The organism is Kallipyga massiliensis ph2 (genome assembly GCF_000311985.1).
In the GTDB taxonomy this organism is placed as follows: Bacteria; Bacillota; Clostridia; order Tissierellales; family Peptoniphilaceae; genus Kallipyga; species Kallipyga massiliensis.
The window spans coordinates 135,705-161,436 of the sequence record NZ_HE978585.1; the positions used below are offsets into that span (position 1 = coordinate 135,705).

At 51.0% G+C, this 25,732-nt stretch carries 21 protein-coding genes; all 21 read right to left on the bottom strand.

Annotated elements, in window-relative coordinates; translation table 11 throughout:
• Window positions 1-98: 98 nt before the first annotated feature.
• Window positions 99-1,418 carry a hypothetical protein gene (locus tag HGKM_RS00590; RefSeq protein WP_154645890.1) on the bottom strand — a complete coding sequence of 440 codons (1,320 nt, stop codon included), beginning with the start codon at window positions 1,416-1,418 and terminating at the stop codon, window positions 99-101.
• A gap of 55 nt (window positions 1,419-1,473) precedes the next feature.
• On the bottom strand, window positions 1,474-1,863 hold the full coding sequence (locus HGKM_RS00595; protein WP_019133364.1) for a hypothetical protein: 390 nt from the start codon (window positions 1,861-1,863) through the stop codon (window positions 1,474-1,476).
• A gap of 136 nt (window positions 1,864-1,999) precedes the next feature.
• Window positions 2,000-3,109: a hypothetical protein gene (locus HGKM_RS08670; RefSeq protein ID WP_019133365.1), complete on the bottom strand. Its 1,110-nt coding sequence runs from the start codon at window positions 3,107-3,109 to the stop codon at window positions 2,000-2,002.
• 177 nt (window positions 3,110-3,286) lie between these two features.
• Window positions 3,287-4,489, bottom strand: a complete 1,203-nt coding sequence (locus HGKM_RS00605) for an MFS transporter (protein ID WP_172634674.1) — start codon at window positions 4,487-4,489, stop codon at window positions 3,287-3,289.
• 69 nt (window positions 4,490-4,558) lie between these two features.
• A complete protein-coding gene (tyrS, locus tag HGKM_RS00610; protein WP_019133367.1) occupies window positions 4,559-5,803 on the bottom strand; it encodes a tyrosine--tRNA ligase in 1,245 nt (414 codons plus the stop codon).
• A 1,275-nt stretch (window positions 5,804-7,078) separates the two neighbouring features.
• Window positions 7,079-9,310 carry a DEAD/DEAH box helicase gene (locus tag HGKM_RS00620; RefSeq protein WP_019133370.1) on the bottom strand — a complete coding sequence of 744 codons (2,232 nt, stop codon included), beginning with the start codon at window positions 9,308-9,310 and terminating at the stop codon, window positions 7,079-7,081.
• Window positions 9,285-10,568, bottom strand: coding sequence for a BREX system ATP-binding domain-containing protein (locus HGKM_RS00625; protein WP_019133371.1), 1,284 nt, complete (start codon window positions 10,566-10,568; stop codon window positions 9,285-9,287). Before HGKM_RS00625 ends, HGKM_RS00620 begins: the two co-directional genes overlap by 26 nt.
• Entirely contained in the window at window positions 10,561-12,717 is a 2,157-nt protein-coding gene (locus HGKM_RS09130; RefSeq protein WP_019133372.1) for a tellurite resistance TerB C-terminal domain-containing protein, read from the bottom strand. The genes HGKM_RS00625 and HGKM_RS09130 overlap by 8 nt, the downstream gene beginning before the upstream one ends.
• A gap of 211 nt (window positions 12,718-12,928) precedes the next feature.
• Entirely contained in the window at window positions 12,929-13,690 is a 762-nt protein-coding gene (locus tag HGKM_RS00635; protein ID WP_019133373.1) for an IclR family transcriptional regulator, read from the bottom strand.
• 12 nt (window positions 13,691-13,702) lie between these two features.
• Complete coding sequence (locus HGKM_RS00640) at window positions 13,703-14,170, bottom strand: DUF3842 family protein (protein ID WP_019133374.1); 468 nt, start codon at window positions 14,168-14,170, stop codon at window positions 13,703-13,705.
• Between the two features lie 146 nt (window positions 14,171-14,316).
• Window positions 14,317-14,871 (bottom strand): FmdE family protein, encoded by a 555-nt coding sequence (locus HGKM_RS00645; RefSeq protein ID WP_034578845.1) that lies wholly within the window; start codon window positions 14,869-14,871, stop codon window positions 14,317-14,319.
• 27 nt (window positions 14,872-14,898) lie between these two features.
• Complete coding sequence (locus tag HGKM_RS00650; protein ID WP_019133376.1) at window positions 14,899-15,675, bottom strand: ABC transporter ATP-binding protein; 777 nt, start codon at window positions 15,673-15,675, stop codon at window positions 14,899-14,901.
• Complete coding sequence (locus tag HGKM_RS00655) at window positions 15,668-16,720, bottom strand: FecCD family ABC transporter permease (RefSeq protein WP_019133377.1); 1,053 nt, start codon at window positions 16,718-16,720, stop codon at window positions 15,668-15,670. Before HGKM_RS00655 ends, HGKM_RS00650 begins: the two co-directional genes overlap by 8 nt.
• A complete protein-coding gene (locus HGKM_RS00660; protein WP_019133378.1) occupies window positions 16,689-17,828 on the bottom strand; it encodes an ABC transporter substrate-binding protein in 1,140 nt (379 codons plus the stop codon). Before HGKM_RS00660 ends, HGKM_RS00655 begins: the two co-directional genes overlap by 32 nt.
• A complete protein-coding gene (gene larC / locus HGKM_RS00665) occupies window positions 17,825-19,105 on the bottom strand; it encodes a nickel pincer cofactor biosynthesis protein LarC (RefSeq protein ID WP_019133379.1) in 1,281 nt (426 codons plus the stop codon). The genes HGKM_RS00660 and larC overlap by 4 nt, the downstream gene beginning before the upstream one ends.
• Window positions 19,102-19,857 carry a nickel pincer cofactor biosynthesis protein LarB gene (gene larB / locus HGKM_RS00670; RefSeq protein ID WP_019133380.1) on the bottom strand — a complete coding sequence of 252 codons (756 nt, stop codon included), beginning with the start codon at window positions 19,855-19,857 and terminating at the stop codon, window positions 19,102-19,104. The genes larC and larB overlap by 4 nt, the downstream gene beginning before the upstream one ends.
• Window positions 19,854-20,600 (bottom strand): ATP-dependent sacrificial sulfur transferase LarE, encoded by a 747-nt coding sequence (gene larE / locus HGKM_RS00675; RefSeq protein WP_034579158.1) that lies wholly within the window; start codon window positions 20,598-20,600, stop codon window positions 19,854-19,856. Before larE ends, larB begins: the two co-directional genes overlap by 4 nt.
• 211 nt (window positions 20,601-20,811) lie before the next feature.
• Complete coding sequence (locus HGKM_RS00680; protein ID WP_019133382.1) at window positions 20,812-22,065, bottom strand: AGE family epimerase/isomerase; 1,254 nt, start codon at window positions 22,063-22,065, stop codon at window positions 20,812-20,814.
• 54 nt (window positions 22,066-22,119) lie between these two features.
• A complete protein-coding gene (locus tag HGKM_RS00685; RefSeq protein ID WP_034579161.1) occupies window positions 22,120-23,373 on the bottom strand; it encodes a glucose-6-phosphate isomerase in 1,254 nt (417 codons plus the stop codon).
• A gap of 21 nt (window positions 23,374-23,394) precedes the next feature.
• Window positions 23,395-24,231 carry a triose-phosphate isomerase family protein gene (locus tag HGKM_RS00690; RefSeq protein WP_019133384.1) on the bottom strand — a complete coding sequence of 279 codons (837 nt, stop codon included), beginning with the start codon at window positions 24,229-24,231 and terminating at the stop codon, window positions 23,395-23,397.
• Complete coding sequence (locus tag HGKM_RS00695; RefSeq protein WP_019133385.1) at window positions 24,231-25,718, bottom strand: lactate racemase domain-containing protein; 1,488 nt, start codon at window positions 25,716-25,718, stop codon at window positions 24,231-24,233. The genes HGKM_RS00690 and HGKM_RS00695 overlap by 1 nt, the downstream gene beginning before the upstream one ends.
• Window positions 25,719-25,732 lie beyond the last annotated feature (14 nt).

The window sequence follows — 25,732 nt, forward strand, 5'->3', positions numbered from 1 at the left end:
TGCCTCCTTTTGCTCCACTTACTTTCTTAAGTGTTTGCCGTTTTCCTCTGCCGGTGGCTCGAAGGATACCCTCCGAGCCCACCGACCCGTCCTCCCTATTACCGGGTTTCCTTTCTTCTTTTCACCTGGACATAGACCAGTCCAGCCATTGTTCCAATGAGGATAAGAGCCCAGACCACCAGGTCCGTCCGGTCTCCCGTGTTGGGTGATAGGGGCTTCTTCTCCGGCTTCTTTTCGACTTCCTTCTTGCCCTCTTTCGGTTTTTCGGCGGGCTTGGTCGGTTCTTCTTTCGTCTCTTCTACCTGTCCGGGCTCTACCGGGGGCGCCGGATCTTCCGGGACCTCAGGCGTATCCGGAATAGAGGGCGCCGGAGGTCTATTGGGCGACAGCTCCCAGCTGCCGTAAATCTTCTCATCCAGATTTACCGGATGACCCGGTTTGGCCGGATCATTGGTAGCTCTAGCAAAGAGGGCCATTCTTGTGGTATTGGCCGGCTCCTCTGAAGACTTTTCCGCAAAGAGGGGTTTGGTGAGTTCCTTGTCCTCAAACCAACCCTTGAAGGTCCAGGTCCCCCGAGAATCCTTCACTGGACTCTCGGGATAGAGGGGCTTGAGCCCTTGGTTGAGCAAATACTTTGTCTCATCAACAGGGGCTTTCACGCTGTTAGGACTATCCCCCACAAATTCATAAGTCACCTTGTGGTAAATGGGCTGGTTCTTCAGGGTGATCTCCACCTTCTCTTTTTGGAGCTCATTTTCCGGGGGCGTATACTTTACCGCATCCCCTCCGATGCCTTGGATGACATCGGCATACTTTGTGGTTTGGTGATAGAAGGTATAGGTGAAGCTGGCTGTCGGTTCACTAGTAAAGAGAACCCAATGTTCTTTGTAAATCCCCTGCTTTGGATCCTCTTCATTGTTGGATCGATAGATTTTTGGATTTTTCTCATCAGGCGAGATATTCTTCCCATATAAAACACGGTAATTGCCGGGGTTATCCAAGCCCACTCCCTGAGTACCATCAATATCAACAACGGCAATAATCGGACGAACTTCAACCGGATCCCCAGTCGCATGATCCTTAAAATCTACCCGGAGCCTTGCATCGTTAAGTCGATAGCAAAACCAAGGCTTATCCTTCAAAAATCCATAAATCGTATAGTTATACCACTGAATCTTCTCTTTTGGATTCCCATTGGGGTCCTTAAAAGACTCGAAAGTGATATCGACATCCACCCAATTACCGGTTTTCCCATCCTTGAACAATTTTTCATAATAGAGATGGTCACCGGCGGCAAACCAATCCTTCTCCGTGATCTGACTTTTTTCCTCAATATACTTCGTTTCGGGACTTGCGGTGATCACAGAGGCCGTTGTCATTTTTTCCACCATCTTGGCAAGCTGGACGGTCTCATTCATTTCCTGCTCTTCTTTGGTGAGAATGAACTTTTTTACCGCTTCATAATCCCAATGGTCACCCAGCATCTGTAATAGAGTCTTTCAGTGCTCCCTCATAGGCCGCATTATGCTTTATCTGCTCCTCAATGGCCTTATCCAGCTTAGCAATTTCTTCCGTATTGTGGTCCGCTAGCTTGTTCATCAAGCCATTCGCTTCAGCATCTCTCACATGGACCGGAGCTTCCTTAACTTCACGTAAAGTCACTTCAACACCAAGGTCCTTGGCTTCTTTTATCTTCTTCTCTAAAGAGCCTTGATTGTCCACGGTGAGGTATCCATTTGCATCATACTCGACACCTTCCGGATCAGGAATCTTCTCTGCCAGGCTTATGGGAGCCAATCCTGCGATGATGGCGAAAACCAACATAAAGCAGACGATTCTCCCCCAGCCTCCTCTTCCTTTCATGATCTCCTCCTTGAAATAAAATGTAAAAAACTGAATGATACTAATAGTTTACCACACCTACGCAAAGGCTAGTGGTGGGATTCTTCGATAAAAAAATGGTCCGGCCCAATGGACCAGACCATTTTCAATTTATCTCTTACCGAGTGTAGACATCAAAGTGGTTGCCGGTGGTTCCCCGGTCATAGACCTTGCCCCAGTAACCGAAGGGGGTGGGGATGACGGTGCCCTTGGGGGCGGAGTTGGCGAGTACGATGTAGCCATCCTTATCCGCAACAAAACCGTCAGCGTTGACGTGACGTCCGGGGATCCGGAGACCACGACCGGGCAGGACCCGTTGGGAGTAGTAAGTAAATTTATAGCCATTCCAGCGGATGACACCGTGGAAAGTCAGATTCCGTAAGGAATACAGGCGTGGAGCCTGGTTTTCTTTCTGGGCAGCTTCTTTAGCCGCTTTTTCTTCGGCAGCCTTCTTTTCAGCGGCTTCTTTGGCGGCTTTTTCTTCGGCAGCCTTCTTTTCAGCCGCTTCTTTGGCGGCCTTTTCTTCAGCAGCCTTTTCTTCATCTTCCTTCTTGGCCGCTTCTTCGGCGGCTTTCTTCTCCGCCGCTTCCTTTGCCGCTTTTTCTTCGGCAGCCTTCTTTTCCGCTTCCTTCTTGGCGGCCTCTTCGGCAGCTTTCTTCTCCGCTGCTTCCTTTGCCGCTTTTTCCTGGGCAGCCTTCTTCTCGGCTTCCTTCTTGGCGGACTCTTCGGCGGCTTTCTTCTCGGCCGCTTCCTGGGCCGCTTTTTCTTCGGCAGCCTTCTTCTCGGCTTCCTTCTTGGCGGCTTCTTCAGCGGCCTTCTTGTCATTAGCCGAAGGATCAACCTTCTTTTCTACAGGAGCCGGGGCTTCCTCAGCCTTGGTCTCCATCGAAACCGACTCCGCTTGGGGAAGAGCTTCTTCTTTGACTTCCTTGTCTTTATCGACTTTTTTTGCGACTTTCACGGCTTCTTCCGCCGCTTCGATTTTCTTGGTCTCGCCCGCCTTCTTCACCTCTACGGTGACCGGGGCTTGGTCGAGAAGGGTCATCGCTTGATCTTTTTCCTGAAGATCTTGCTGACCATCGACCTGACGAATAAAAGAGGATTCCAGGGCGTAGTTGGCGCGAGCGTCATTGGTTTGATCCTGACCAAAATAGCCTAGCCCGGCCACGGTCAAAATCCCGCATGTTCCCACCAATCCGACTAAGGATCCCAGCTTCTTTTTATCCATTTTCACTCCTCATGTTTTCCGGAGGTCACAGAAATTGACCCCTTTGCATGTTCTCTGCGAACTATGATAGCAGAAAAGTTACAAAAAGGTCAAGAGAAAGTTACAAAAAAAAGACAAGAAAAAAGCCCGGCAAAAAACCGGGCCTCATGGCGAAGAATCTCGCCTATTCACTGGCTTTCAGGTCCGGACCCCTTTTGCCTTTTGGAAAGCCCGGAGAACAATGGCAGTTCCCAGGACAGAAAGGGCCGTCATGAGATAGAGGGTGGATGAGACCCCCAGGAACTGGATGGTCGCCCCACCAAAGAGGGCCCCCATGGCCCCGCCGATAGACTGGACGGCGATCCCGATCCCCTGGGCCCGGGTCTTCTCCCGAACCGTGACGGTCCCGGCAGCGAAATAGGCCAAGGCCGGGGTGAATAGGCCAAAGGAAAAGAATTGGATGGCCTGGGAGAAGTAGACCATGGCCATGGAGGTGGCCAGGGCCAGGATAAAGTGCTTGATGGTGAAGGCCAGGGCGGCCGTCTTGATCCAGAAGGCGTCCCCCCTCTTCTCCCGAATCCTGGAATAGAAGATCATAGCCGGCATCTCGGACAGGGCGGAGAGCATCATGGCAATGCCCAGGTGTCCGGGGTCCCCATGGACCCGGTCGATGACGAAGGCCATGTAATTATTGATCATGGTGTGGCCGATGAAGATCAGGGAGAAACCCACCAGGATACCCAGAAAAACGGGATATTGGTGGAGGAGGGAGGGGGACTCCTCCGATGAGCCCCCCTCCGAACCCGGCAGGGTCTTCCTTCCTCTCCTCTTGGGGATGGCCGGGAGGGTGAGGATGATGAGGCCGGTAGCCAGGAGGGCGAAGACCTCCACCCAGAGGAGGTGGTCGATGGGGGCCGTCTTGACATAAAAGCCCAAGAGGAGGGAGGTGATGGCAAAGCCGATGGACCCCACCCCCCGAATGATGGAGAAGTGAAGGCGGTGGCCCATTTCCTCATAGGTCATGGTCATGGTATTAAGAACGGTTTGAACGGAGATGAGGTTGACGGCTTGGACCAGAAAGGCAAAAAAGATATAGGCCTTGGGCAGGTTGGCAACCAGAAGGGGGGCCATGGTGATGGCCGATAGGGCAATCTGTCCCAGGGCTAAACTCTTGAGAGCCGGGCCATCGGGCCGGTCCGCCCACCGGGCCAGGAGGTCCTGAAGAAAGGCCGCGGACAGGTTGCCCAGGCCCAACATAATCCCGATGGTCAGGGGGGCGAAGCCCTTGGAGGACATGTAGAGGGCCGCGAACATGATCACGGCACAATAGGCCATGAAAAAGAGGAAGTTCATGGCCATTGCTTGTATGTTGAGCTTTCGATCTTGTGCGGCGTCTGCCATCCTAATCTCCATTTTCTTCCTTATATATAGAGCGAGGGGCCGGAAACCGCCGGCCGATGAATCCCTCGACTAGCGGGCAACCACCCGGAGGTAAACTTTCTTTCCCTTTTTTACGGTGATTCCTTCCTGGAGACGGGCCTTGGCAATCTCCACCCCGGGATCGGTCACCTTCTCATCGTCGATGGTGATCCCTCCCTGCTGGACCAGGCGGCGGGCTTCCCCGTTGGACTTGGTCAATCCGGCCTGGGTCAGGAGATTCAGAAGGCCCAGGCTCTCCCCTTCCACCTCAATCTCCTGGCTGGGCATATCCTCATGGTCCATGCCGGAGGAAAAGAGGGAGTGGGAGGTTTCCAGGGCCCGGTCGGCCGCTTCCTGACCATGGACCAGCTTGGTCACCTCATAGGCCAGGGTTTCCTTGGACTGGTTGATCCGCTCATCCCGGTAGGCCCCCAGCTCCTTGCACTTGGCCGTGGGGAGGAAGGTCAGCTGGAGGAGGAACTTCTCCACATCCCGGTCGTCGACATTGCGCATGTATTGGAAGAGGTCGTAGGCCGAGGTCTTCTCCTCATCCAGCCATACAGCCCCCTTCATGGACTTGCCCATCTTGACCCCGTCCGCCGTGGTCAGGAGCTTGAAGGTCAAGCCGAAAGCCTGCTCGTTCTCCGCCTTACGGATGAGGTCGGCCCCGCCGATGATGTTGGCCCACTGGTCCGATCCGCCCAGCTGGAGCCGGCAGCCTTCCTCCCGGAAGAGGACCAGGAAGTCATAGGACTGGAGGAGCATGTAGGAAAACTCGAAGAAGGTCAGACCCCCCTCCGCCAGGCGGTTCTTGTAGGCATCCTTTTTGACCATCTCACCGACGTTGAAATGAACCCCCACATCCCGCATAAATTCCAGGTAGTTGAGCTGGAGGAGCCAGTCCTTATTGTTTCGGATGTAGCCCTTGCCGTCCTCAAAATCCAGGAAACGTCCCATCTGCTCCGCAAACCGGTCCGCATTATGCTGGATGGTTTCCTTGGTCATGAGGGTCCGCATATCCGACCGCCCGGAGGGGTCCCCGATCATGGTCGTCCCACCCCCAAGCAAGGCAATCGGCACCATCCCATGAGCCTGCATCCGCATCATGACCATAATCTGGATGAAATGGCCGATGGTCAGGGAATCCGCCGTCGCATCAAAGCCGATGTAGAACTTCCTCCCCGGCTGGGACAAATATTCCCGAAGGCCCGCCTCATCCGTCGTATTGTCAAAATATCCCCTCTCCTTCAATTCATCGACGATATTCTCATGTTCCATCTCATACTTCATCACCATAGAATCCTCCGATCATGCGACGGCTGCCATAGGCCGGCTTGGGTTCAGCCGGGCCATGAGCCTGTCCCTTCATAAAAAATGCTCCGACACTGAAAGGGCGCATTCGCGGTACCACCTTTCTTTGCCGAAGCCTCATGATGGATAAAGGCATCACCCTGGCCCGCTCCCGTTTTGTAAGAACGCTCATCGCTGGCCTTCCATTAAAGATGAAACTAGTGTAGCAAAGGGGGGCAAAAAAAACAAGAGCCCGGGACCAGATGGCCGGGATTCCCCTCCCACCCGCCGTTTTCGTCATTCGGAGGAGTATGAGGTTTCCCCTCCTTCCTGCCGTTCTCGCCATTTGGAGGGGTATGGGGATACCCCTCCTTCCCCACGTTTTCGCCATTTGGAGGGGTATAGGGATACCCCTCCTTCCCGCTGTTTTCGTCATTTGGAGGGGCATGGGGATACCCCTCCTTCCCGACATTTTCGCCATTTGGAGGGGCATGAGGATACCCCTCATCCCGCCATTATCGACATTTGGAGGGGTAATGGGGCACCCTTTTGGGCTCCGCCCAAACCTGCCCTCGCCGGGAGCAGGGGAAGTTGTGTCCAACTTCCCCTTCCCTTAGGGTCATCCGTGTCGCTTTGTCAATGGCTGCCCGGGCTCCGCCCGGCGTATGTCCATTGACAAAGCTCCCGCTCTCTTGTCTTTTTGTCCTGCTATCAAAGGTGGCGACCCCTGACTATTTGGCGGACCGAAAAAAAGTCAGGGGCTGAAACCCTGACAATTAAGAAAATCATGAGAATATCAGGGATCCAGAACCCTGACAATTCGCAGAATCTCAATAAAATCAGGGCCAAAATAGCCCTGTTAAATGACCAGATTATAAGATTATCAGGGTAAAAACCCTGTCAATATGAAGAATCCCAAGAAAAGCAGGGCTAAAAAACACCCTGATAAATCGCTTGTACTCGAGATTATCAGGGGTTGAGAGCCCTGATAATTACCCGGATCTAGCAATTATCAGGGTCAAAGCATCCCTGGAGCTAAACAAATTGATGAGTTCAGAGCCGGAGGCAGGAGCCACCGCCGAAGGCGGCTTGCCCTTGAGGGCATAAGGATAAAATTCGCTAAAATAAAAAAGCCGACGGAAGGAACAAGGAATTGTTGAGTTCGTCGCCGTCGGCGAAGCCAGAAAAGCGAATTTTGTCCTGCCGTCAAGGGTGGCGACCCTGGCTGACGGCGAAATCGATCCCCAGCCAGGGCGAGGCTGCCCTAGCCAACCCTCCTCATCAACAGCTCCCAGGGCCACCCTCCCCCCAGAAGTCCACAAGGAGGTCTTCCAGGCCATCCTCGCAGAGGTTGTCCAGGATAAAGTCGACCTGGAGGCGGACGGGGAGGAGGAATGCGTACTTGATGCCGGTGAGGAGGCGGTTGCGGAGGGGCTCATTTCGCTGCAGTAGGTCCCGGACTCCGGTCCGGTCCAGGGTCCCCCGGTCCATGAGGTCCCGGCGGAGGAGGGACAAGGCTTGGCCCAGGGCGGGGCCCTCCATAGTCCCCTGGCCGGCATTCCAAAGGATGCCGTTGGGGCTGTCCGGAACCCTGGCCAGGAGCTGGAGATAGAGGGTCCTTTCCATGGCGGTTCCAATAAAGAGGGCCAGCTTGACCCCGCCTTCTCCGGTCTCGTGGGCTTGGATGTAGGTGGGGTCGGGGTATTTTTCGGCCATGCGACTGAAGGCCTCATGAAAATCGGGCCGAGACAGGATGTCCTCGGGGGGATTGCGGAGGATCTGGACCATCCGCCGGCGGAGGTGGCCGGAAACTTCCATCCCCTGGCCGCCGAAGGTGGGGCCCTTGCCTTGGGATGCGGGCTTGACCAGGATCTTCCGGGTCCGGTCCAGGATCTCGGTCACCTCCCAGACTCGGGCGGTCAGGAGGAAACGGGAGCCGACTTGGAGGTCCGGCGAGAGGGGGAGGCGACCGACTCGGTCCTTGCCATGGACCACTTCGTAGTCATTTTCCGCCTGAAAGAGGGCGTAGAAGTCACGGCTGCCGACTATTTTTTCCCCGGCCAAGCCAATGATGGCCTCTTCCTCTTGGCCCGGGAGGATTTCGATGTAGTCCTTGTCCAGGAAGAAATCCAGGAGGTCCTCCAAGTCGGCCCGGCTGGCGAAGGAGAGGGCCGGGATCCGGTCGGGCAGGGCAAAAATCTCGGAGAGGGCCATTCCGGACCCTTCTAAAATGAGGGCCAGGACCTGGTGGGCCAGGACGTCATAGGGCTTGGCCAGGGGGGCGATCCCGTCCAGGTCGCCGGCCCGGACCATGTCCAGAGCCGCCACCCCCTGAAGGAAGGCCTCATCCCGGCTGGCGAAAAAGTGGAGGCGGGCAGGCTGGGGCTTCATTTTGCCCGAGATGGGGTCGAAGACCTCCCCCCGGCCCGACCGGCCTAAGCGTTGGGAGAGGGAGATGGCTGAGGGGGGCGCTTCCACCTGGACCACGGCATCCACGGACCCGATGTCGATCCCCAGCTCCAGGGTGGAGGTGGCGCAGATGGCAAAGGGCCGGTTGGGGTGCTTAACGAAGGCTTCCACCTCCTCCCGGAGGGCCCTCTCCACCGAAGAATGGTGGGCGAAAATGGCCACATCCATCCCCTCCCTCCGGGCCCGTCGCTTGAGCCCGTCGGCCGTCTCCTCCACCTTCTTCCGGGAATTAGGGAAGATGAGGAGGTTCTCTTGTTTCAGGCCGTCGAAGACCCCGTCCAGGAGTCGATTTCCGGCATCCTCATGGAAACCCCCACCCGTCCCGTCGACAAGGTCTTCCTCCTCGCGGTACAAAAAGAGGTCTGCCTCAATTTCCCTTTGCCGGCTGTCCATGAGGATCCGGGTGGGGACATCCGAGGGGAAGAAGGCCTTGACCTCGCCAATGTTGTCCCGGGCCAGGGTGGCCGACATTCCGATGAAGCGGGGCCGGGCCGAGATCCGCCTCATGAGCCGGGCCAGGAGGGAGCGGACCTGGACACCCCGGGCCGTGCCCAAAAAGCTATGGACCTCATCCACCAGGACCCACTCCAGGCCGAAGAAAAGCCGGTCGGCCCGCTCGGGGTGGAGGTCCAGCATGGCCTCCAGGGATTCGGGGGTCATGATGACGATCCCGGCAGGCTTTTCCATGATCTTCTTCTTTTTGGCCGATGAGGCCTCCCCATGCCAAGCCACCACCGGGATGTCCAGGTAACGGCAGAGGTCTTGGATCCGCTTGAACTGGTCGTTGATGAGGGCGATCAAGGGGGAAAGGGTCAGGATCCGGACCGACCCCTCCCCCCAGTCCATGGTGGAGATGGCGGGGAGGTAAGCCGCCTCGGTCTTGCCGGAAGCGGTGGGGGAAGCCAGGACCAGGTTCTGGTCGGTCTCCATGACCATCCGGATGGCGGTCTCCTGGATGGGACGGAGGGCCTGCCAGCCCTGGTCATAGATATAGTGGCGGATGGCCGGGTCCAGGCGGTCAAAGGAGTTCAATGACGTCATCATCATGGTCGTCCTGATCTCGGACCACCCGGCCCATCCGGCCGAACTGCTTGGCCAGGATGTCCCCCGCTGAGACCTCCGGGTTCTGGCGGGCCAGCTGGAGAAGGAGGAGGAAGTCCTTGATCACGGCCCGAGGGGTCAGGAACTCATCCGCCCCCGGTCGGTTGAGCTGGGCCTGCATATAGCAGGCAATGTCCCCATCCGACAGGGCCCGCCCCTCCGGATAGAGGGTCAGGAATACATCCTGGAGCTTTTCCAGGAGGGTGAAAATCTCCTCCGGAGTCAGGGGGTGGAGGATCTGGAGGGTGGATGAGGTGTCCACCAAGTCCCGAAGGCCGGGGTCCTCCGTCCCGATCCGGCTCTTGAGCGCCCCATAGGAAGCCATTCCCCGGCGCTCATCGAAAACGGTCTTCCGGGTGGCCGCCAAATTGACATAGAGGCCGGGGACCGCCCCCGACTTGAGGTCGTTGTAGAGGTTGAGGATGCGCTCATAGTTCTGGTCCCGGGACTGGGTCCGAGGGAGCTTGTAAAGGTTGACCAGCTCGTCGAAATTCACCACAAAGCCAGCAAAACCCATGACCTGGAAGAGCTCGGCCAGGTTTTGGAGAAAGAGAGTCCAGTTGTCGTCCCGGATGATCTGGCTGATTCCCAGGACCTGCTTGGCCTCGGTCTTGGTGGGGATCTGCCCTCCCAGCCAGCGGAGGGCCTGGAGCTTCCGGTCCCGGTTCCCCTCCATCATCCCGGAGGCATAGGCCACTAGGGCCTGGCCCAGCTCATAGCGGAGGCCCCCCGTCTGGAAGTCCTCGACGGTGGCAAAGATCTTTTCCCGGACGACCTCGACGTCCTCCCCCAGACCCGCCATCCAGGCATCCAGGATATGGGCCAGAGCATTCCCCTCCCCCGAGGTCCTGGACTGGATCCGCCGGATGACTTCCTGATAGAGGGCAAGGCCCTTGCCGTCGCTGGCCTGGAAGCGGCGGGAGGGCGAGAGGTCCACGGTCGAGGCCACGAAATTCTTCTGGAGGGCCAGCTGCTGGATGGCCCCCAGCATGAAGGACTTGCCGGACCCGAAATCCCCCACCCAGATCATGAGGTCACTTCCCCCCTCCTCCACCCGGCTCAGCCGGTCCGCCACTTCCCGGACCTGGGCCTGACGACCCACCAGGAGGTGGCGGAGGCCCATCCGGGGGACAATCCCCCCTTCCAGGGCCTGGATGATCTGCTGGGCTTCTCTTTTTCGTATGGGGCGTCTGCTACTCATGGGCATCTTCCTTTCTCAGGGACCGGAGCCATTCGCCGTCATAGGGGTCCATGACCACCCGGTCCCCATCGACTTCGACCAGCTGGGCTCCAATATCGTCATAGAATGCATCGTTGATGGTACCGAGGACCGGAGCCAGGGGCTCATCCGGTCCCCCCACCAGGGCCTGGGCCCGGTCCATGGGGAGGGCAAAGTCCTCATTCTCCACCAAAGCTTCCAGGAGGGCTTCCGCCCAGGTATCCAGGGGACGGCCGAAGGCTTCTTTGGGGGTGGGAGGGGCTTCCTCCGCCTCTTCCGCCTCCGAAACTTCCTCCCCTTCCGGCGGGCCTTCAGCATCCTGATCCTCCTCATCGAGGAAGCGGCCCAGGAAGTCCACCGTATCGGCCAGTTTCTCCCGGGAAGCTCGGATGGCCGACCGATTGAGGGTGAGGGTCCTGGCCTTGGGCGTCCGGAAGCCGGCCAGGATGGCCATCAGGAGGTCGGCCCAGGCCCCTTGGCGGACCAGGCCGGCCCGGATCTCCTCTTCCTCCGGTCCTAGCCCCTGAGCCAGGCCCGGGTCCTCCATGAGGCGGTCATAGAGGGTCTGGAGGTCCGTGGAGCGAGGTGGGCCCTCTTTTTTGGTGCTGAGCAGGCCGGCTTGGGACAGAGTCCGGACCATCTCAAGATAGGTCCCCTCCCAGGAGGGGTCCATGAGCCGGGCCCTCTTCCTGGCCTGGGCAGGGCTGGGCTCCTTCCCCTCCCCTTCCCGCTTGACCGCCATGAGGATCAAGCGGAGGCTTTCCAGGTCGAGGTCGTCGGTCGACCAGCGCTGGAGGAGGGTGAAGGCATCCTCCGGGCTCAGCTTGTTGATGATCTCCCGCTTCCGGACCAGGGGGTCCGCCCCCTCTTGGCCCCAGACTTCCGCCATCTTGACCCCGTAGCGGGAGAGGTGGATCATCCCGGCCATCTCCTCCCCGGATAAGGGAGGGATTTGGTAGGTCTCGATGGTGGCCAGGACAGCCTTTCGGACAGTCAAAGGCAGACGCCTCTCCAGATTCTGCAGATCTTCCCCGATGGCCAGGGCCGGGAGGCCGGGGATCAGGGCCCGGACCCGGTCCTCAGACAGGCGGAAGATGTTGGAGAGGAGGGTGTAGTTGTTGGGATTGTCTACCTTCTTGCCCGTGACCGAGCTATAAAGGTAGGTCTTCATGGCCAGGGACCGCCAGCGGATGCTATCGTCTTCCAGGGCCTCCCGGAGGACGTCGCAGACCCGGTCATAGAGGGCCAGGATCCGCTCCGCCAGAGGCGGGGCTGTCCAGACGAAGGTCTTTTTCAGGGGCTCATGGTCAAAGCGACGAATTTGGAGGGGGCTATAGTTCCCCTGGGCCTGGATCTTCCCCTCCGGGTCCCACCAGGTCTTCCGGATCCCCGTTTCCGTATAGCCCATGGCCAGGTATTCCCGGGGCCCGGCCGGAGGAATCTCCTCGACCAGGGCATCCGCCAAGAGGACCAGGTCCTCCAGCCCCTGGTGTCCAAAAGCCCCCTGGAGGCTCCGGAGGTCCTTGGGGAGGGACAAAGAATCGTCCTCCTCTCGGTCAGGCGAAAAGTGGGCCTCCACCCGGTCCCGGGCATAGGTGGCCAGCCGACGTAGGAGGGCAGAGGAAAGGAAGACCCCTTGAAAGCGGGCTTCTTCCTCTCCGGACTGGCCGGCAAATCGAGGTGACCAGGTGAAAGCCAGGCCATTGGCAAAGTTGGCCAGGTGCTCATAGAGGCCCTCGGCCCAGGTCCTCATGGCCTCGCCACCCTCCCTGGCCATCCGGACCTCCCTCTCCTCTTCCTCTAACCGCTTGCCCTGGATCCAGAGATCCGGCTCCGGACCCATCTCCTGAAAAATCCACCGGGCCCGGGCCTCATCCATTGGCGGCCCGCTATACAGGCGGTTGAGCCAAAAACCATCCGGCTGGTATTCATGACCCCGGCGGATTTGCCTCATCCGAGACTCCCGCTCTTGGAGACGGGCCCCCTCCTTCATTCCGGATGCTCGGATGTCCGATCCGGCGACCCCGGATACCTCGAGAATTTCCTTCTCCTCCATCCGGGCCTTCATTCGGTCGACCAGGACCGGGTCCTTAATCTGCGATAGTAGCCATTTTGAAAAATCCTGGTCCATGTCCCCTCCTTCCCGGTCCTGCCTTATCTTCATCTGATCATATATACCCCGCTTTTTCGGTAGGACACGGGGAGGGGGTTGGATTGGGGAAAGGAGGAGTGGTGGTTGGCAGAAAAACGCCCAACCACCACTATTTGCATGGAGCCCATTACACATTAGTTAGAGACTATTTAATTGGAAAGATTTGATGAATGATATATTTCTATAAGAATTATATTTCATATGAATAAATCTGCTTCGAAGCACTTTTGGAAAGATCCTTCATGTCCTCGATCAGTCCCTCTGAGAAAGATCTTTTAATGTGTTCTGTAATTCCTGCGGCGGATATGGCATAATTTGCCCTGTTGTCTCCGGAAAAAATAGGGACAGAGACACAAAAAAGTCCATCTGTTGTTTCCTCTCTATCATAGGAAACACCTTCCTGTCTAATCGCTTCAATTTCTTTTTCAAGTTCTTCCCTTGTCGTTATTGTATTCGCAGTCATCTTTTTCAATGGTTTTGAAAAAGCATCCTCCAATGCGAGCTCCGGACAAAAGGCAAGAAGGCACTTCCCCATCGCTGTGCAGTGGAGCAAACCATGAACCCCGACCGCCGTATTAATACTAATGGAATCCAGCGCAGCAACTTTATCAATATAGATAAATTGATTTCCCATCAAGGTCCCTAAGTGGGTGGTTTCCTTATATTTCCTGGATAAGTCCACTAATTGGGGGTGGATGATTCGCATCATCTCATCTTGAATATTAATAAAATTTGAATAGGTAAGGAGCTTATATCCTAAGGAATATTTTTGATTATCCGGGTTCTGTTTTAAAACGCCCAATTCCCTTAGGGTAGCCATGAGGCCAAAAGCGGTGCTTTTGTTTAACTGGGCGAGAGAGGCGATTTCTGTCATGCTGAGCTCTGAAACCTGCTCGCTGACAAATAAATCCAAAATCGAAAATGCTCGTTCTAAGGATTGTGTTTTTTTCATTGACTGATCCCCTTATTTCCATCGGTTCTGATCATTTTTCGATTCCAGTAAAAAATCTTTTCCCCTTTCAATCTCCTGTAAAGCCAGGTCAATTAAAGTCGTCATCGTATAATCTTTGACTCCAACAATCACGTCCTGATTATGGGTGAATGGGATAAAAATCTTTTTTGCATTGGACCGTCCCACAGCGGCGACCATTTTCTCTGTAATTTCTCCATACAAGGAGTCCACGAGTAATATGGCCATCGGTGCGATGATCACGTCAGCTCTTTTTGCACAGACAACAACAGAATTTTCACCGGTCGTTCCATGATCGGCTCCCGCTTTAAGCATGGCACTGGTTGCTATACTATTTGTGCCCACAGCGATTAACTCAAAAGGAACATCCAGGTTCATCTTTTTAATGGATTGAACGAGTAATCGGCCCATCCCCCCGCCTTGCGAATCAATCACTACAATTTCCAACGTTTTTTCTGACATATCCTACTCCTTTTGAAGGTTTTCATAAGTGTATTGTAGCTGAATTTCTCATCATCTACAATTTAAGACCTTCTCAGCGGATTGTCTTTATCTTTCTGGAAAGAGAGATTAATTCTGCCTATCCGGTATGCAATTCTTGCCTGGTCTTAAACATGAAAGCGGTCATACTCTGAAAAACAATCTGAGCATACTTGTTCTCCATCTCTTATTCTCATCCAAGCTTCCCCTGTCATTTCTCCACAAGAAGAGCAAGCTTTCGAAGAAAAGAGTTTTGCTCGTTCCGGAAGTAAAATCCGGGTTTCTCCGGCATCAAACATTTCTTGAGGAGTCAGTTTCCCAAAATATTCTAAAGACTTGTCCCTGGTCGTCTTGGATAAACCTGGCTTGAGGACCAAGCGAACGGATTGCCCGGTCGATCGACGGTAAAAGGAGAATGCCTGTTTTCCGCAAAGATGAAAAAGGAAGTTCCCTTTCCCTATTGTGCAGGAAAGAATGGATTGAATCGCATCGCAACCACAGGCATCATTTTCTGCAATACATACCAGTTCCTCGTCTTGACGAAGTGAAGTCTCTTCCGGACCTAACTCCAGACCAAAATAATCCAATGCGTATAGGCTCGCCTTATAGCCGATCATAAGGCCTCCGCAAGCATGTCCGTGGAAATGTACACAAGATTCCCAAAGTTGATTATTGTCTTTCAATGAATTCCTTCCTTTCTTTACAGAGCATCAAGCTCTTGGCGAGGAGGGGGAGGATTCGACTAAAACAAAACGCTTCCCTCCCACTTCATTCAGGCTGGCCTGAATCCCATAGATATCCCCTAAAACCTTACTTGTAATAATATGATGGTCTCCAAAATCATAAACTCTTCCTTCTTGTAGGAGAAGAAAGTGATCACAGAAGCGAAGAGCCAAGTTAATGTCATGAATGACCATGATCGCTGTCAGGCCATCCGTTTTACAGAAATTCTGGACCAGGCTCAATACTTCATACTGGTTTCGAATATCCAAGCTGGAGGTTGGCTCGTCCAAGAGAAGGACCTGAGGTTCTTGGGCCAGGGCTCGGGCAAGCATGACCTTCTGCCGTTCTCCTCCGGATAACTGGTTGAGATATCGCCCTTTTAGATTCTCTATTTGAAGCCGTCGGAGAGACTGATGGATAATTTCGTGGTCCTGATCTGTAAAATGCCATTTCATATAAGGCCGGCGTCCCATCATAACCACATCATGAACCGTCATTTTTGTCTCCGGTAAATTTTGTGAGACAAAGGCCATGAGCCGGGCTCGTTCTCGATAGGTTAAGGAGTAAACACTGCGACCTTCGATATGAAACTGACCTTGAGTGGGCTTAAGGATCCCATTTAGGCATTTAAGAAGGGTAGATTTCCCTACCCCATTGTTGCCCAGGATGGCTAAAAAACTCCCCCGACCAAGCGTAAAGTGAATATCTTCTAGAATATTTTCTTTTCTTGCATAATGAAAAGTGAGTCCTTCCACCTTAACCATGCTTCCTCCCTTCACGGAACAAGATATAGAGAAAGAGCGGTCCCCCTAAGAAGGAAGTGATCGCACCAATGGGGAGAATGATCGGCATAAGGATTGACCGGGCTGCAAGATCGCTCAGGACTAAAAGACCGGCGCCCGCTAGAAGCGATCCGGGAACGAGGTAGATATGGTTGTTTCCTACCACTAATCGAACGATATGAGGAGCAACTAAACCAATGAAGTTGATCAAGCCCACGCGCGATACCAAGATGGAGCAAGTCAAACAGCAAAAGACCATATTGATCACTCTTGTCTTCTGAACATTAACCCCTAAACTAATCGCTATTTCTTCACCCTGCTGAAGCACGTTATAATCCCACCGGCTAAACCAGCAGAAAATGAGGAGGAGGACAACCATCAAGGCCATAACGCCCAAATCTTTCCAAGCGACATTTCCCAGATCCCCAAAAGTCCAGAAGATGAGGTTGCCCAGTTGAACCTCATCGGCAAAATACTGGAGTAGGGTCGTTCCCCCCGTTAACATCGAACTTATGGCGACACCGGCTAAAACCGTAGCTTCCGCAGATAGCTTGCGTATCCGGGAGAGAATAAGGATGGCTATAGCAACGAATACAGACCCCAGAAAGGAAAAGGAGTAGATGGAGAGAGGGCTGGTGAGATTAAAGAAGATGATTGCCAGAGCTGCTCCAAAGGTGGCCCCCTGTGTCACACCAAGGGTGGAAGCGGATGCTAGAGGGTTGTTGAGAATGACCTGTAGAACACAACCGGCTAAGCCCAGTCCGGCTCCGGTGATTATTGCCGCTGCTAACCGAGGAAGGCGGTTATTTGAGATAATCAAGTTAATATTGGGATCTTCTGCTTGCCCAAATAACCCTTTTACCAGTTCAATCATTGGTGTGTCATAAGATCCGATCCGAAGAGAAAGGAGGATGGAAACCAGAAGCAAAATAATCAGAAAAAGGAGAAAAGCTAGGCTTTTCCATTGGATTTTTCTGTATTCATTTCCTTCCGCTCTATTTTCCCAATTGGATCGGTCTAAACTCATAACCCGCCTCTTTCAGGTTAGGATAGGGATTGGAGCCCAATAATTGGGTGAAAATTTCTCCGGTCTTTTCTTCGACATCAATATCTTTGAATTCCTCCGGGAACATCATTTTTCCTCCAAAATAAGCATCCGCTAAAGCGGTTTCTAAGTTGGAGGCATAGGATCTAAAGGATATCTGTGAGAAAATTCTTCCCTCCTTGACCGCAGTGAAAGCTTGATAAAAGTCCGGTTGGCTCTCATAATTCTTTGTAATCAGGTCCTTGCCATTGAAATCCAAGAAAATGAAATCGGGATCCCAGGTCAAAACCTGCTCTACATCGATATTAAAAGCACCTTCTTCCTTGCTTTGGTTGGCTAGGTTTTTGGCATGGATGAGTTCAAATGGGCCATACTTCGCCTCTGTCCCTTCAAATCCATGCTGTCCCTTAAATGAGACTCCGCCAACATAACAAGAGGGTTTTTTCTCTTCCGGAATAGCCCCTGTTCTTTGGTCTAAATCCTTCTGGATTCCCTTCAAATACTCAGTTAATTCATCAGCACGCTTTTCCTGGGCAAAAACCTGGCCTAAAATACGAATGGTCTCATAGGCTTTTTCATCTAAGGTTGTATCGGAACCGGGCACTTGGACCACAGGGATATTGGTCTTTTTTGCCAGATCATCCGGATCCTGCTTCGCAAATGCACTTAAAATAATCACTTGTGGCTTAGCCTTAATAATCTCTTCGACAAATGGCTCTCCATTTGTTCCGATCGCCGGAAGATCTTTAAAAGAATCATAATTTACAAAATTATAAAGTCGAGAAAGAGATTGTTCTTTCTCATAGTCCTCCACACCAACCATTCGATCGGCTGCTCCAACGTACGAAGCATAACGGAGTGCACCCACACCAACGCACACGGCGCCATCAATTTTTTCAGGCAGCTCGACTTTTCTCCCACTGCCATCAACAATGACGCGCGCTTCTTCATTCTTTTCAGTACTCTCTTGATGAATCTCAGGAGAAGATGAGTCCTCATTTTTCTTTTCTTCCATTGGCTCTTTATTCCCGCAAGCTGCTAAAGATAAAACACAGACAAATGCTAAAAAGATGGCTAGAATTTTTTTCATATTTCCTCCTCATTCTTGTAAGAATTCATTTTTCTTTCCTGGTCCAGGATCCTGCGAATTTTCTCTAAAGGCTCTTTCTCTTTGCGAGCCAGACGAGCAATGTCCTCATACTCATACTTTTCTTTTTGGCATCCGTATCCTAATGATTTTTTTACAGAGACCGGCCCCATTGAGCTTCCGTATTTTTCAACCTCTCTTCTTAATAGGTATCGACTTTCTTTATGCTCCCGGATACCCAAGCTTGTCGTATGCCGGAATATCAACTCTGCCATTTCTTGTCTTTGATCTTCCCGACATAAGACAGACAAAAGTACTCCAGGTCTGGATTTTTTCATCCCAATAGCGATAGTGTATACATCCAAAGCCCCCGCCTTCAACAGCTCTTCCTTAGCAAAGGCTAGGTCTTCTCCGGTCATGTCATCCAGATTGCACCGGAGTTCAAAAACAGTATCATCCGGTAACTCTTCTTTCGTTTCCCCTATAAAAGTGCGAAGACAGTTAGCGACTTCGAAATCCTTTGTCCCCATACCGTAGCCAATCTTCTCGATGGACATGGTCGGCATGGGCGTAAAGCGGGAAACAAAATGCTTGAGTAACGCTGCTCCTGTGGGCGTACATAATTCGCCTTCCAGTTCTTTACTGTAAATCGGTATGTCCTCCAGGATTAGAGCTGTCGCTGGGGCTGGAACAGGGAGAATGCCGTGGGCGCAGTGGACATGACCGCTTCCAACATGAATTGGTGAGGCCAGGATTTGATCCGGCCGGATCAAGTCAATCAAGACACAGACGGCAAGAATATCCGCCAGGGCATCCAGCTGACCCACTTCATGAAAGTGGACCTCCGATACCGGTAATCCATGGACCTGGCTTTCTGCTTGAGCAATGATTTGGTAAATCGAGACCGCATCGCTTTTGATCGTCTCTGCCAGGGGGATGGCCTGAATCATTTCTGTTAAAGTTCCCATGGACATATGGTGGTGGTGCGCTTGATCGTGATGGTGATCATGTTGATGCTCGTCTTTGTGGTCGTGGTGATGATGGTGACCATCCCAATCCTGACCTTCTTCCTTATGACCATGAATAAGAACCTCAAAAGATGATCCCGTAATTCCACACTTTATGGAAGATTGTATCGACGTTTTGATGCCTAGACTTTCCAAGGTCACCATCGATTCGTGGAATTTTTCTCTTTTTTCATCATCCAAAAGCTCATAGAGGGAGGCTGCTAACATATCTCCTGCAGCACCCATTTTGCATTCAAAATATAGTGTTTTCATGCTTTCTCCTCCATGTGGTTAATTCGATTGGCTAAATAAGCCGCTCCAAACCCATTGTCAATATTCACAACAGAAACTCCGCTGGCACAGGAATTTAACATGGAAAGGAGAGCCGTCACTCCGCCCAATGATGTCCCGTAACCCACGCTTGTTGGAACTGCAATAACCGGGCAGTCCACCAGACCGCCGATGACGCTGGCCAAAGCCCCTTCCATGCCTGCAATCGCAATGATGACGGAAGCATCCATGAGGTCATCCAAATGATCCAAAAGTCGATGAAGGCCGGCCACGCCCACGTCATACAAACGAACGACCTCATTCCCAAGAATCGAAGCGGTTATGGCCGCTTCTTCTGCAACGGGGATGTCACTGGTTCCTCCGGTGGCAATCACAATTTTTCCTAAGCCATCCGGCTCGGGAAACTGCCCCATTATCCCTACCCGGGCTTCCTTATGATAGGTAATCGGGACCAAGCGACCAATTTCTTCCGCCGATTCCTGGTTTAGGCGAGTAATGAGGATGCGGTCCTCCCCGGCCTCTGACATGGCCTTAAGAATCCCGACTACTCGCTCTGGCGTCTTTCCCTCGCCATAGATCACTTCCGCTGCTCCCTGACGAATCTTTCGATGAAGATCAAGCTTGGCATAACCGATATCCTTAAAAGGAGCCTCCTTGATTTGAAGAAGGGCCTCATCCACCGAACAAGTTCCCTCCTTTACTCCTTCTAAAATCTGACGTATGTTCTCCTTCATTTTCGTACCTCCAAATCCAGATAGACCGCCTGATAGCTTTTTTCAAGCTCCTCTATAATGTCTTCCCGATGAGCAAGTAGTCTGGGGAGGTCCTCTTCCCTCAGCTCTAATTTTGCCTTGCCATCCAAATTTCTCACCCGAAAGTCAGAGAAGCCCAGTTGAAATAAATAGTCTTCTGCTATTTCCGTTTGTCTTAAATCTTCCGCCTGAATTCTCTGTCCGGGAGAAATTCTTGTGGCTAAACAGGCATATGCCGGCTTGTTCCAGGTAAATAGTCCTTTTTCTTTTGAACGATGACGAATGTCCTCCTTTGTTAAGCCACAAAGGCGAAGGGGAGAGAGAACATGGAGCTCATTTAAGACCTTCATTCCTGGCCGATCGTCTACCCGGTCTGAAGCATTGGTTCCATCGAGCAAAACAGAAAACCCATCCAATGCCGCTTCCTTTTGAATCGTCGAAAAAATTTTTTTCTTACAATAATAGCAGCGATTAGAAGGATTCGATAATATTTCTTCTTCTCCTGTAAGATCGAGCGAAATAACCTTAAGGTCCGCCTTGAGGTCTCCGGCCAGCCTTTGGGCATCCTCCAATTCAAAATCCGGTTGAAAAATAGTTTTCACATAATAGGCTCGTACTTCCTTGGCATGGTCCACAGCTTCACTTAATAGATAAGCCGAGTCCACTCCTCCGGAAAAAGCCAAGGCCACTTTTGGGTATTTTGAAAAAAATCCTCTCAGATCCAAAACTCCACCTCTTCCCTTCTTCAACATCATCTGGCAATAAAAAAAGGTACACCTTTCTCATCTGAGAAATGGGTACCTTCTTAGTACACTTGAAAAATATATCCTAGAAACTCAACACTTCTGTGCAAAAGCCTTGCTTCTGCACAGGCTTTTATAGGAAAAGAATATCATCTGCGTTCGCCATTGTCAACTTGAGGTTGGCAATGCAGGACTATTTCCTTGCTTCATTATACAAACCAACAAATTTCTTTTCTACCACAGCCTTACAAAGCGAATACCTGACATCGCAGTAGGGAAGCAAAGTGGCTTGAAATGCATGATATAGGTCCGGTTTTCCTGAGAATAATGGTTGATTCATCGAATTAAGCCGATGGAACCAAGACCCATTTTCATGATCAAGGACTTTATCATCCAAATATTGCATAAACCAAGAATAATAGGTCGAATATTCCTTAGATTTCGTCACTCTATAAAGGACTGCAGACGTGTTGATTGCTTCCGCAAGCACCCAATGCCGGCGCTCACGCACTAGCGGCTTCCCTTCCCAATCGGTCGTATATAGGAACCCAGGAGCACCATCAACAAACCAAGAATCTTCTAGGGCACGCTTAAAAAGAGATTGACAGACCTCTAAATAATAGGCAAAATCACAACTTTCTCTATGATACTCAGATGATGCCCACTGTAAGATAAGTCGAGACCATTCAAATCCATGGCCCGGAGTAACTCCATATGGCTTAAATGGATCATTTGGCTTTAATTTATTATAGTCAAAATCCACTACCCAGTTCTCGGTATAGTGTTCGGGAATCCTCCAATTGGTTGCTTTCGCCTGGTCAACTACAAATCGAATGATTAATCCCGCTTTATCCCTGTAGGATGCTTCTCCGGTTGCATCAGCCACATTTAGAAGAGCCTCTACAGTATGCATATTCGCATTAAGTCCTCGATAGGTAGATCGCTCAGTAAAATCTCGATCCCATGCATCACAAGCCTTCTGATCACTTTCTATCCAAAAGAAATCACTAAAACATTGCAATGATTTATCCAAGAAGCTTCTGCTATCCGGATCATCAATCATCAACAGGTCACCAGCAGCCAGGATAACAAAGGCATGAGTATAACTTGACTTTATTGATTCGGTTTGACCATTTGAATGATATTCATCAAACCAACCACCGAACTCACGATCATAAAGCGTCTTCATCAATCCGGCTTTTGACTGCTCAGTTAATTTGCCCCAATGTTCTCCATAGAGTTTTTGGGCAATGGCATAGACATGGCACATCCTGGCCGTCTCAAAGGTCTTTCTTGGCTTAGAGATATCCGGCTGCCCATCATCTTTCAGAAAATAGGCTGTACCATCCGGCGAAGGGAAATTTTGTCCAAAGTATAGGAGATCTTCTCTTATTTTTTCCAGAAAAGCAATATTTTCAGCAGTATCAATTTGATATTTTCTAGGCATTACTTCTCCAATACTAAGTGTTTATGTTCTTTATGCCCCTAATTCTTATAGGACTTATAATTTCCCAAGTTTACGGAACATCTCCTTCTTATAGGACTCAACACCGGGCTGATTAAAAGGATTTACTCCCATTAGCTTGCAAGAAACATAGCAGGCCACTTGAAAGAAATAAAAAAGTTGGCCAAAATGATAGGCATCTAAGCTATCGATTTGGATGTTCATAACAGGCATGCTAAGCTTATGTGCTTCAACTGTCGCTTCGTAAGCCATTCGATTGATTTCGGAAAAGTCTTTTCCATCAAGGTAATCGAACTGGTCATGAATATGATCTTTAGGAACCTTATATGACTCATTCTTATTGATCACTTCCAGGAAAGTCTCAAATATAATGGGTTCCCCGTCTTGTAAAAATTGACCAATTGAATGGAGTTCCTCGCTAAATTCACCGGTGACAGGGAAGATCCCCTTCCCGTCCTTACCTTCGCTCTCAGCAAATAATTGACGCCACCACTTGAAGAAGAAATTAAATCGGTAGTCAAATGAGGACAGGATTTCTAATTTTCTATTCAATCCGTAGAATATGTTTCTATGAATAGAATAAATTAAAGCCGGATTCTCGGACGGAGGAGACTCGATTAGGGATCTTTTCATTTCCTCCGCACCCTTAACCAATGCTTTGATATCTACATTTGCTACTGCCATGGGTAATAAACCGACGTTTGTCATCGCTGTAAACCGTCCACCCACATTGAGCGGAAAATCAAAAAAATCAAATCCTTCTTGGCGGCTTATTTTATGCAATAAACTATCTACAGTACCGGTTGTAATTACACGACGAGCATATTCATCTCCATAGGTACGTTCACAAAGTTTTCTCAAAACCCTGAAGCCGGATCCCGGCTCCAAGGTTTCAAAGTTTTTTGCAATGCAGTCAATATAAAAACTCTTATCCTCAAGCTTATTTATTGTTTCCTGAATTTTTTGAGGATGAAGGGTATCCCCGGCATAGATGATCTGAGTGCCACTTTTATCCCCAATTGATTCAATGACCGAGCGCGCTGCATTATTTGATCCGCCAACTCCTATAAGAACAAAAGCATCTGCTTGTTCACGAATTTCCTGTGCTTTCGATATTATACGGTCAAGTTTTTCTTGGCTCGCATGTTCATTCAGATTAACCCAACCTTTACTATCTGTATAGGAATCCGTTGATTGAAACAGATCAGCCAGATGATGATTTGCTTCATCAAGCAAGGAATCAAATTTATCTTTATATTGAATTGCATTCTCAACTGTAATCTTAAGCATCATTACCACCCATCATGAGTATCACCCTTGCAAATATAACCGGATGATCTCCAAATATTCCTCCGGGTAAAATCCAATATCGCCTTGAAAACGTGTCAAAGCAATGAGGCCTCCAGAAATCTCTTCAATAGACGCGAGCATGGCTGCATTATCGGCTTTAAGGCCTCCACCATACACCACATCAATATCCCCAAATTCCTTCTTTATAAATCTGGCGATTTTAGTAATATACTCTTTCCCGGCCGGCTCCCTACCGGGTCCAATGCTCCAAATAGGCTCATAAGCGATGACAACCTTTGAAGTATCTACACCTTCTAACCCAACTCGAATCTGATTGCCAAGAACTTCTTCCCATCTGGCTTGCTCCTCAATATCCTCCCCAATGCAGTAGACAACATTAAGGCCACGATTTTGGGCCGCTAAAATTTCCTTATTCAGTATTTTAGAGATGGCCTCTTCATCCTCAGCCCCGGCTGTTTTCAGGATCCCTCGTAAATCTTTTCTTTCTTCGCAATGTCCGATCAAAACATGAGAACATCCAATATCAGCCACAACTGCAGCAGGAAGATTTGTGGTAAATGCCCCAAAGTTTTTTCCTTTTTCTACATCCTCTCTGAAAACCCCCTGGGAGCCAACTTGAAGGAGCGAGCCAGATTGACGAGCCTGAATGGCTTGTAAGAGATGGAGCTCCGGATAGAATTGAACAAACTCGACATTCTTCCCTCTATACTCTTCCAGACCATCCTCAACGGACTGAACAATCGTTTCAGCCCACTGATTGAGGGGGGCTAAGTGGTTAACCCCCCCATATTCAGTTTCTACATCAAAGCGTTTTAAGTTCAGATAAATATGCTTCATTACTTATCCCCATTCCTGTGACCATACGCATCCATCTCATCCTGGGCCGGATCCTTCATACAGAGGTGGACAGATGCCCTCTTAAAGGTGAGGGGAAGGGCTAAAATATTAGGATCTTGGCCTACGAATTTCTTTTTCGCATCTTCTAAAGCTTCTTCAAAGGTCGCACGAGTTTTTAATCCCATGCCACGAGCATAGCCCGGTTCCTGAGCACCTACGATATAGATAGCTGAGGTATTCATTTCGGCAATATGACCACATGACATCATGGAAAAACCGTGGAATGGATGGAAGGCATTGGTGAAGCGGTACTTGCGAATGTACTCTTCATTGGTTGCAAAGTACTCTCCATAGCGGTTCATATCCGGCAAAACATTCATATAGTCTTTCTGGAAAAGATCATAGAGGTCTCTCATGTAAGGCCATAGTTCATCATGGAAGTAGCCATTACAGGTTGAAGAGCAAATAATCACACAATGATCACTCATGATCCGCTTAAAGCGAAGAACCTGGGCGGAGAGAGCCTGCATCATCATGATAGGGTTCGTCCCCATGCCGTCGCCATAATGGAATTTCTGAGGCATCCCAAATACCAGAACGTCATATTTCTTATCTGCCCAATGGACATAAGTGCGTTGGTCAGCAATTTTCCAACTTTCCGGCATCATGATCTTGGCGTAGCCGGAGTAGATGGCAATCTGGCGGGAGTAGGTGTCCAGGACAGCATCACAGCAGAAGAAGGGGTGACCCATCTTCTCTTCCATATGCATGGAAATCTCATCGAATTTATGGCGCATCAGACTTCCCCCATTTACCGGGGTGAAATCAGGACGGTGCATAACCGAAGGAACGTGGTGGCTTCCAATGCTCTTCCAGTTCGTAATGCCGGTAGCACTATGTTTATAGCCGCCGGAATAACCACCATAGGGGTTCCCCTGAACGTGGCCAATCAAGATGGGGATATCTGCTTCATATACATACTTGTTGATGAATACAGGGTCTCCTCTCTTCGTGCAACCCAAATCAACCATATGCTCATGATCTTCTGAGTCATGGCTAATAATCTGTCCGGTGGGCCAGAATTGTTGGAAAAGTTCATCCCCAAAAATCGCCCGGGCATCCTCCATCTTCGACCGCGGATGAAGGCCATTGGAAATGATAAAGAGAATGTCCTTATCTTCCACGCCCGCCTGATGGAGTTCCTCTAAGATATATTTAATCGAAAGCTTCCGGTGGCTGGTGGCTTGCTCACCCCCCTTGACCCGGTCAGGAACAACAAAGGCAACGGTGGACCCTTTATGGGCAAGTTCCGATAGCCTAGGCATGCCCATAGGATGAGCAAGGCTTTCTTTGTAGGCGGCTTCCAGCTTATCCTCGGGAATGTGATCAGGATCTTTGACGGTTTCACCCGGAATAAAAACATCCGTACTATCCGGTAAATTTGCACCTAAAGTACCGTGTCCATATTCAAACTCAAAATGTTTCATTGCTTCCTCCTATC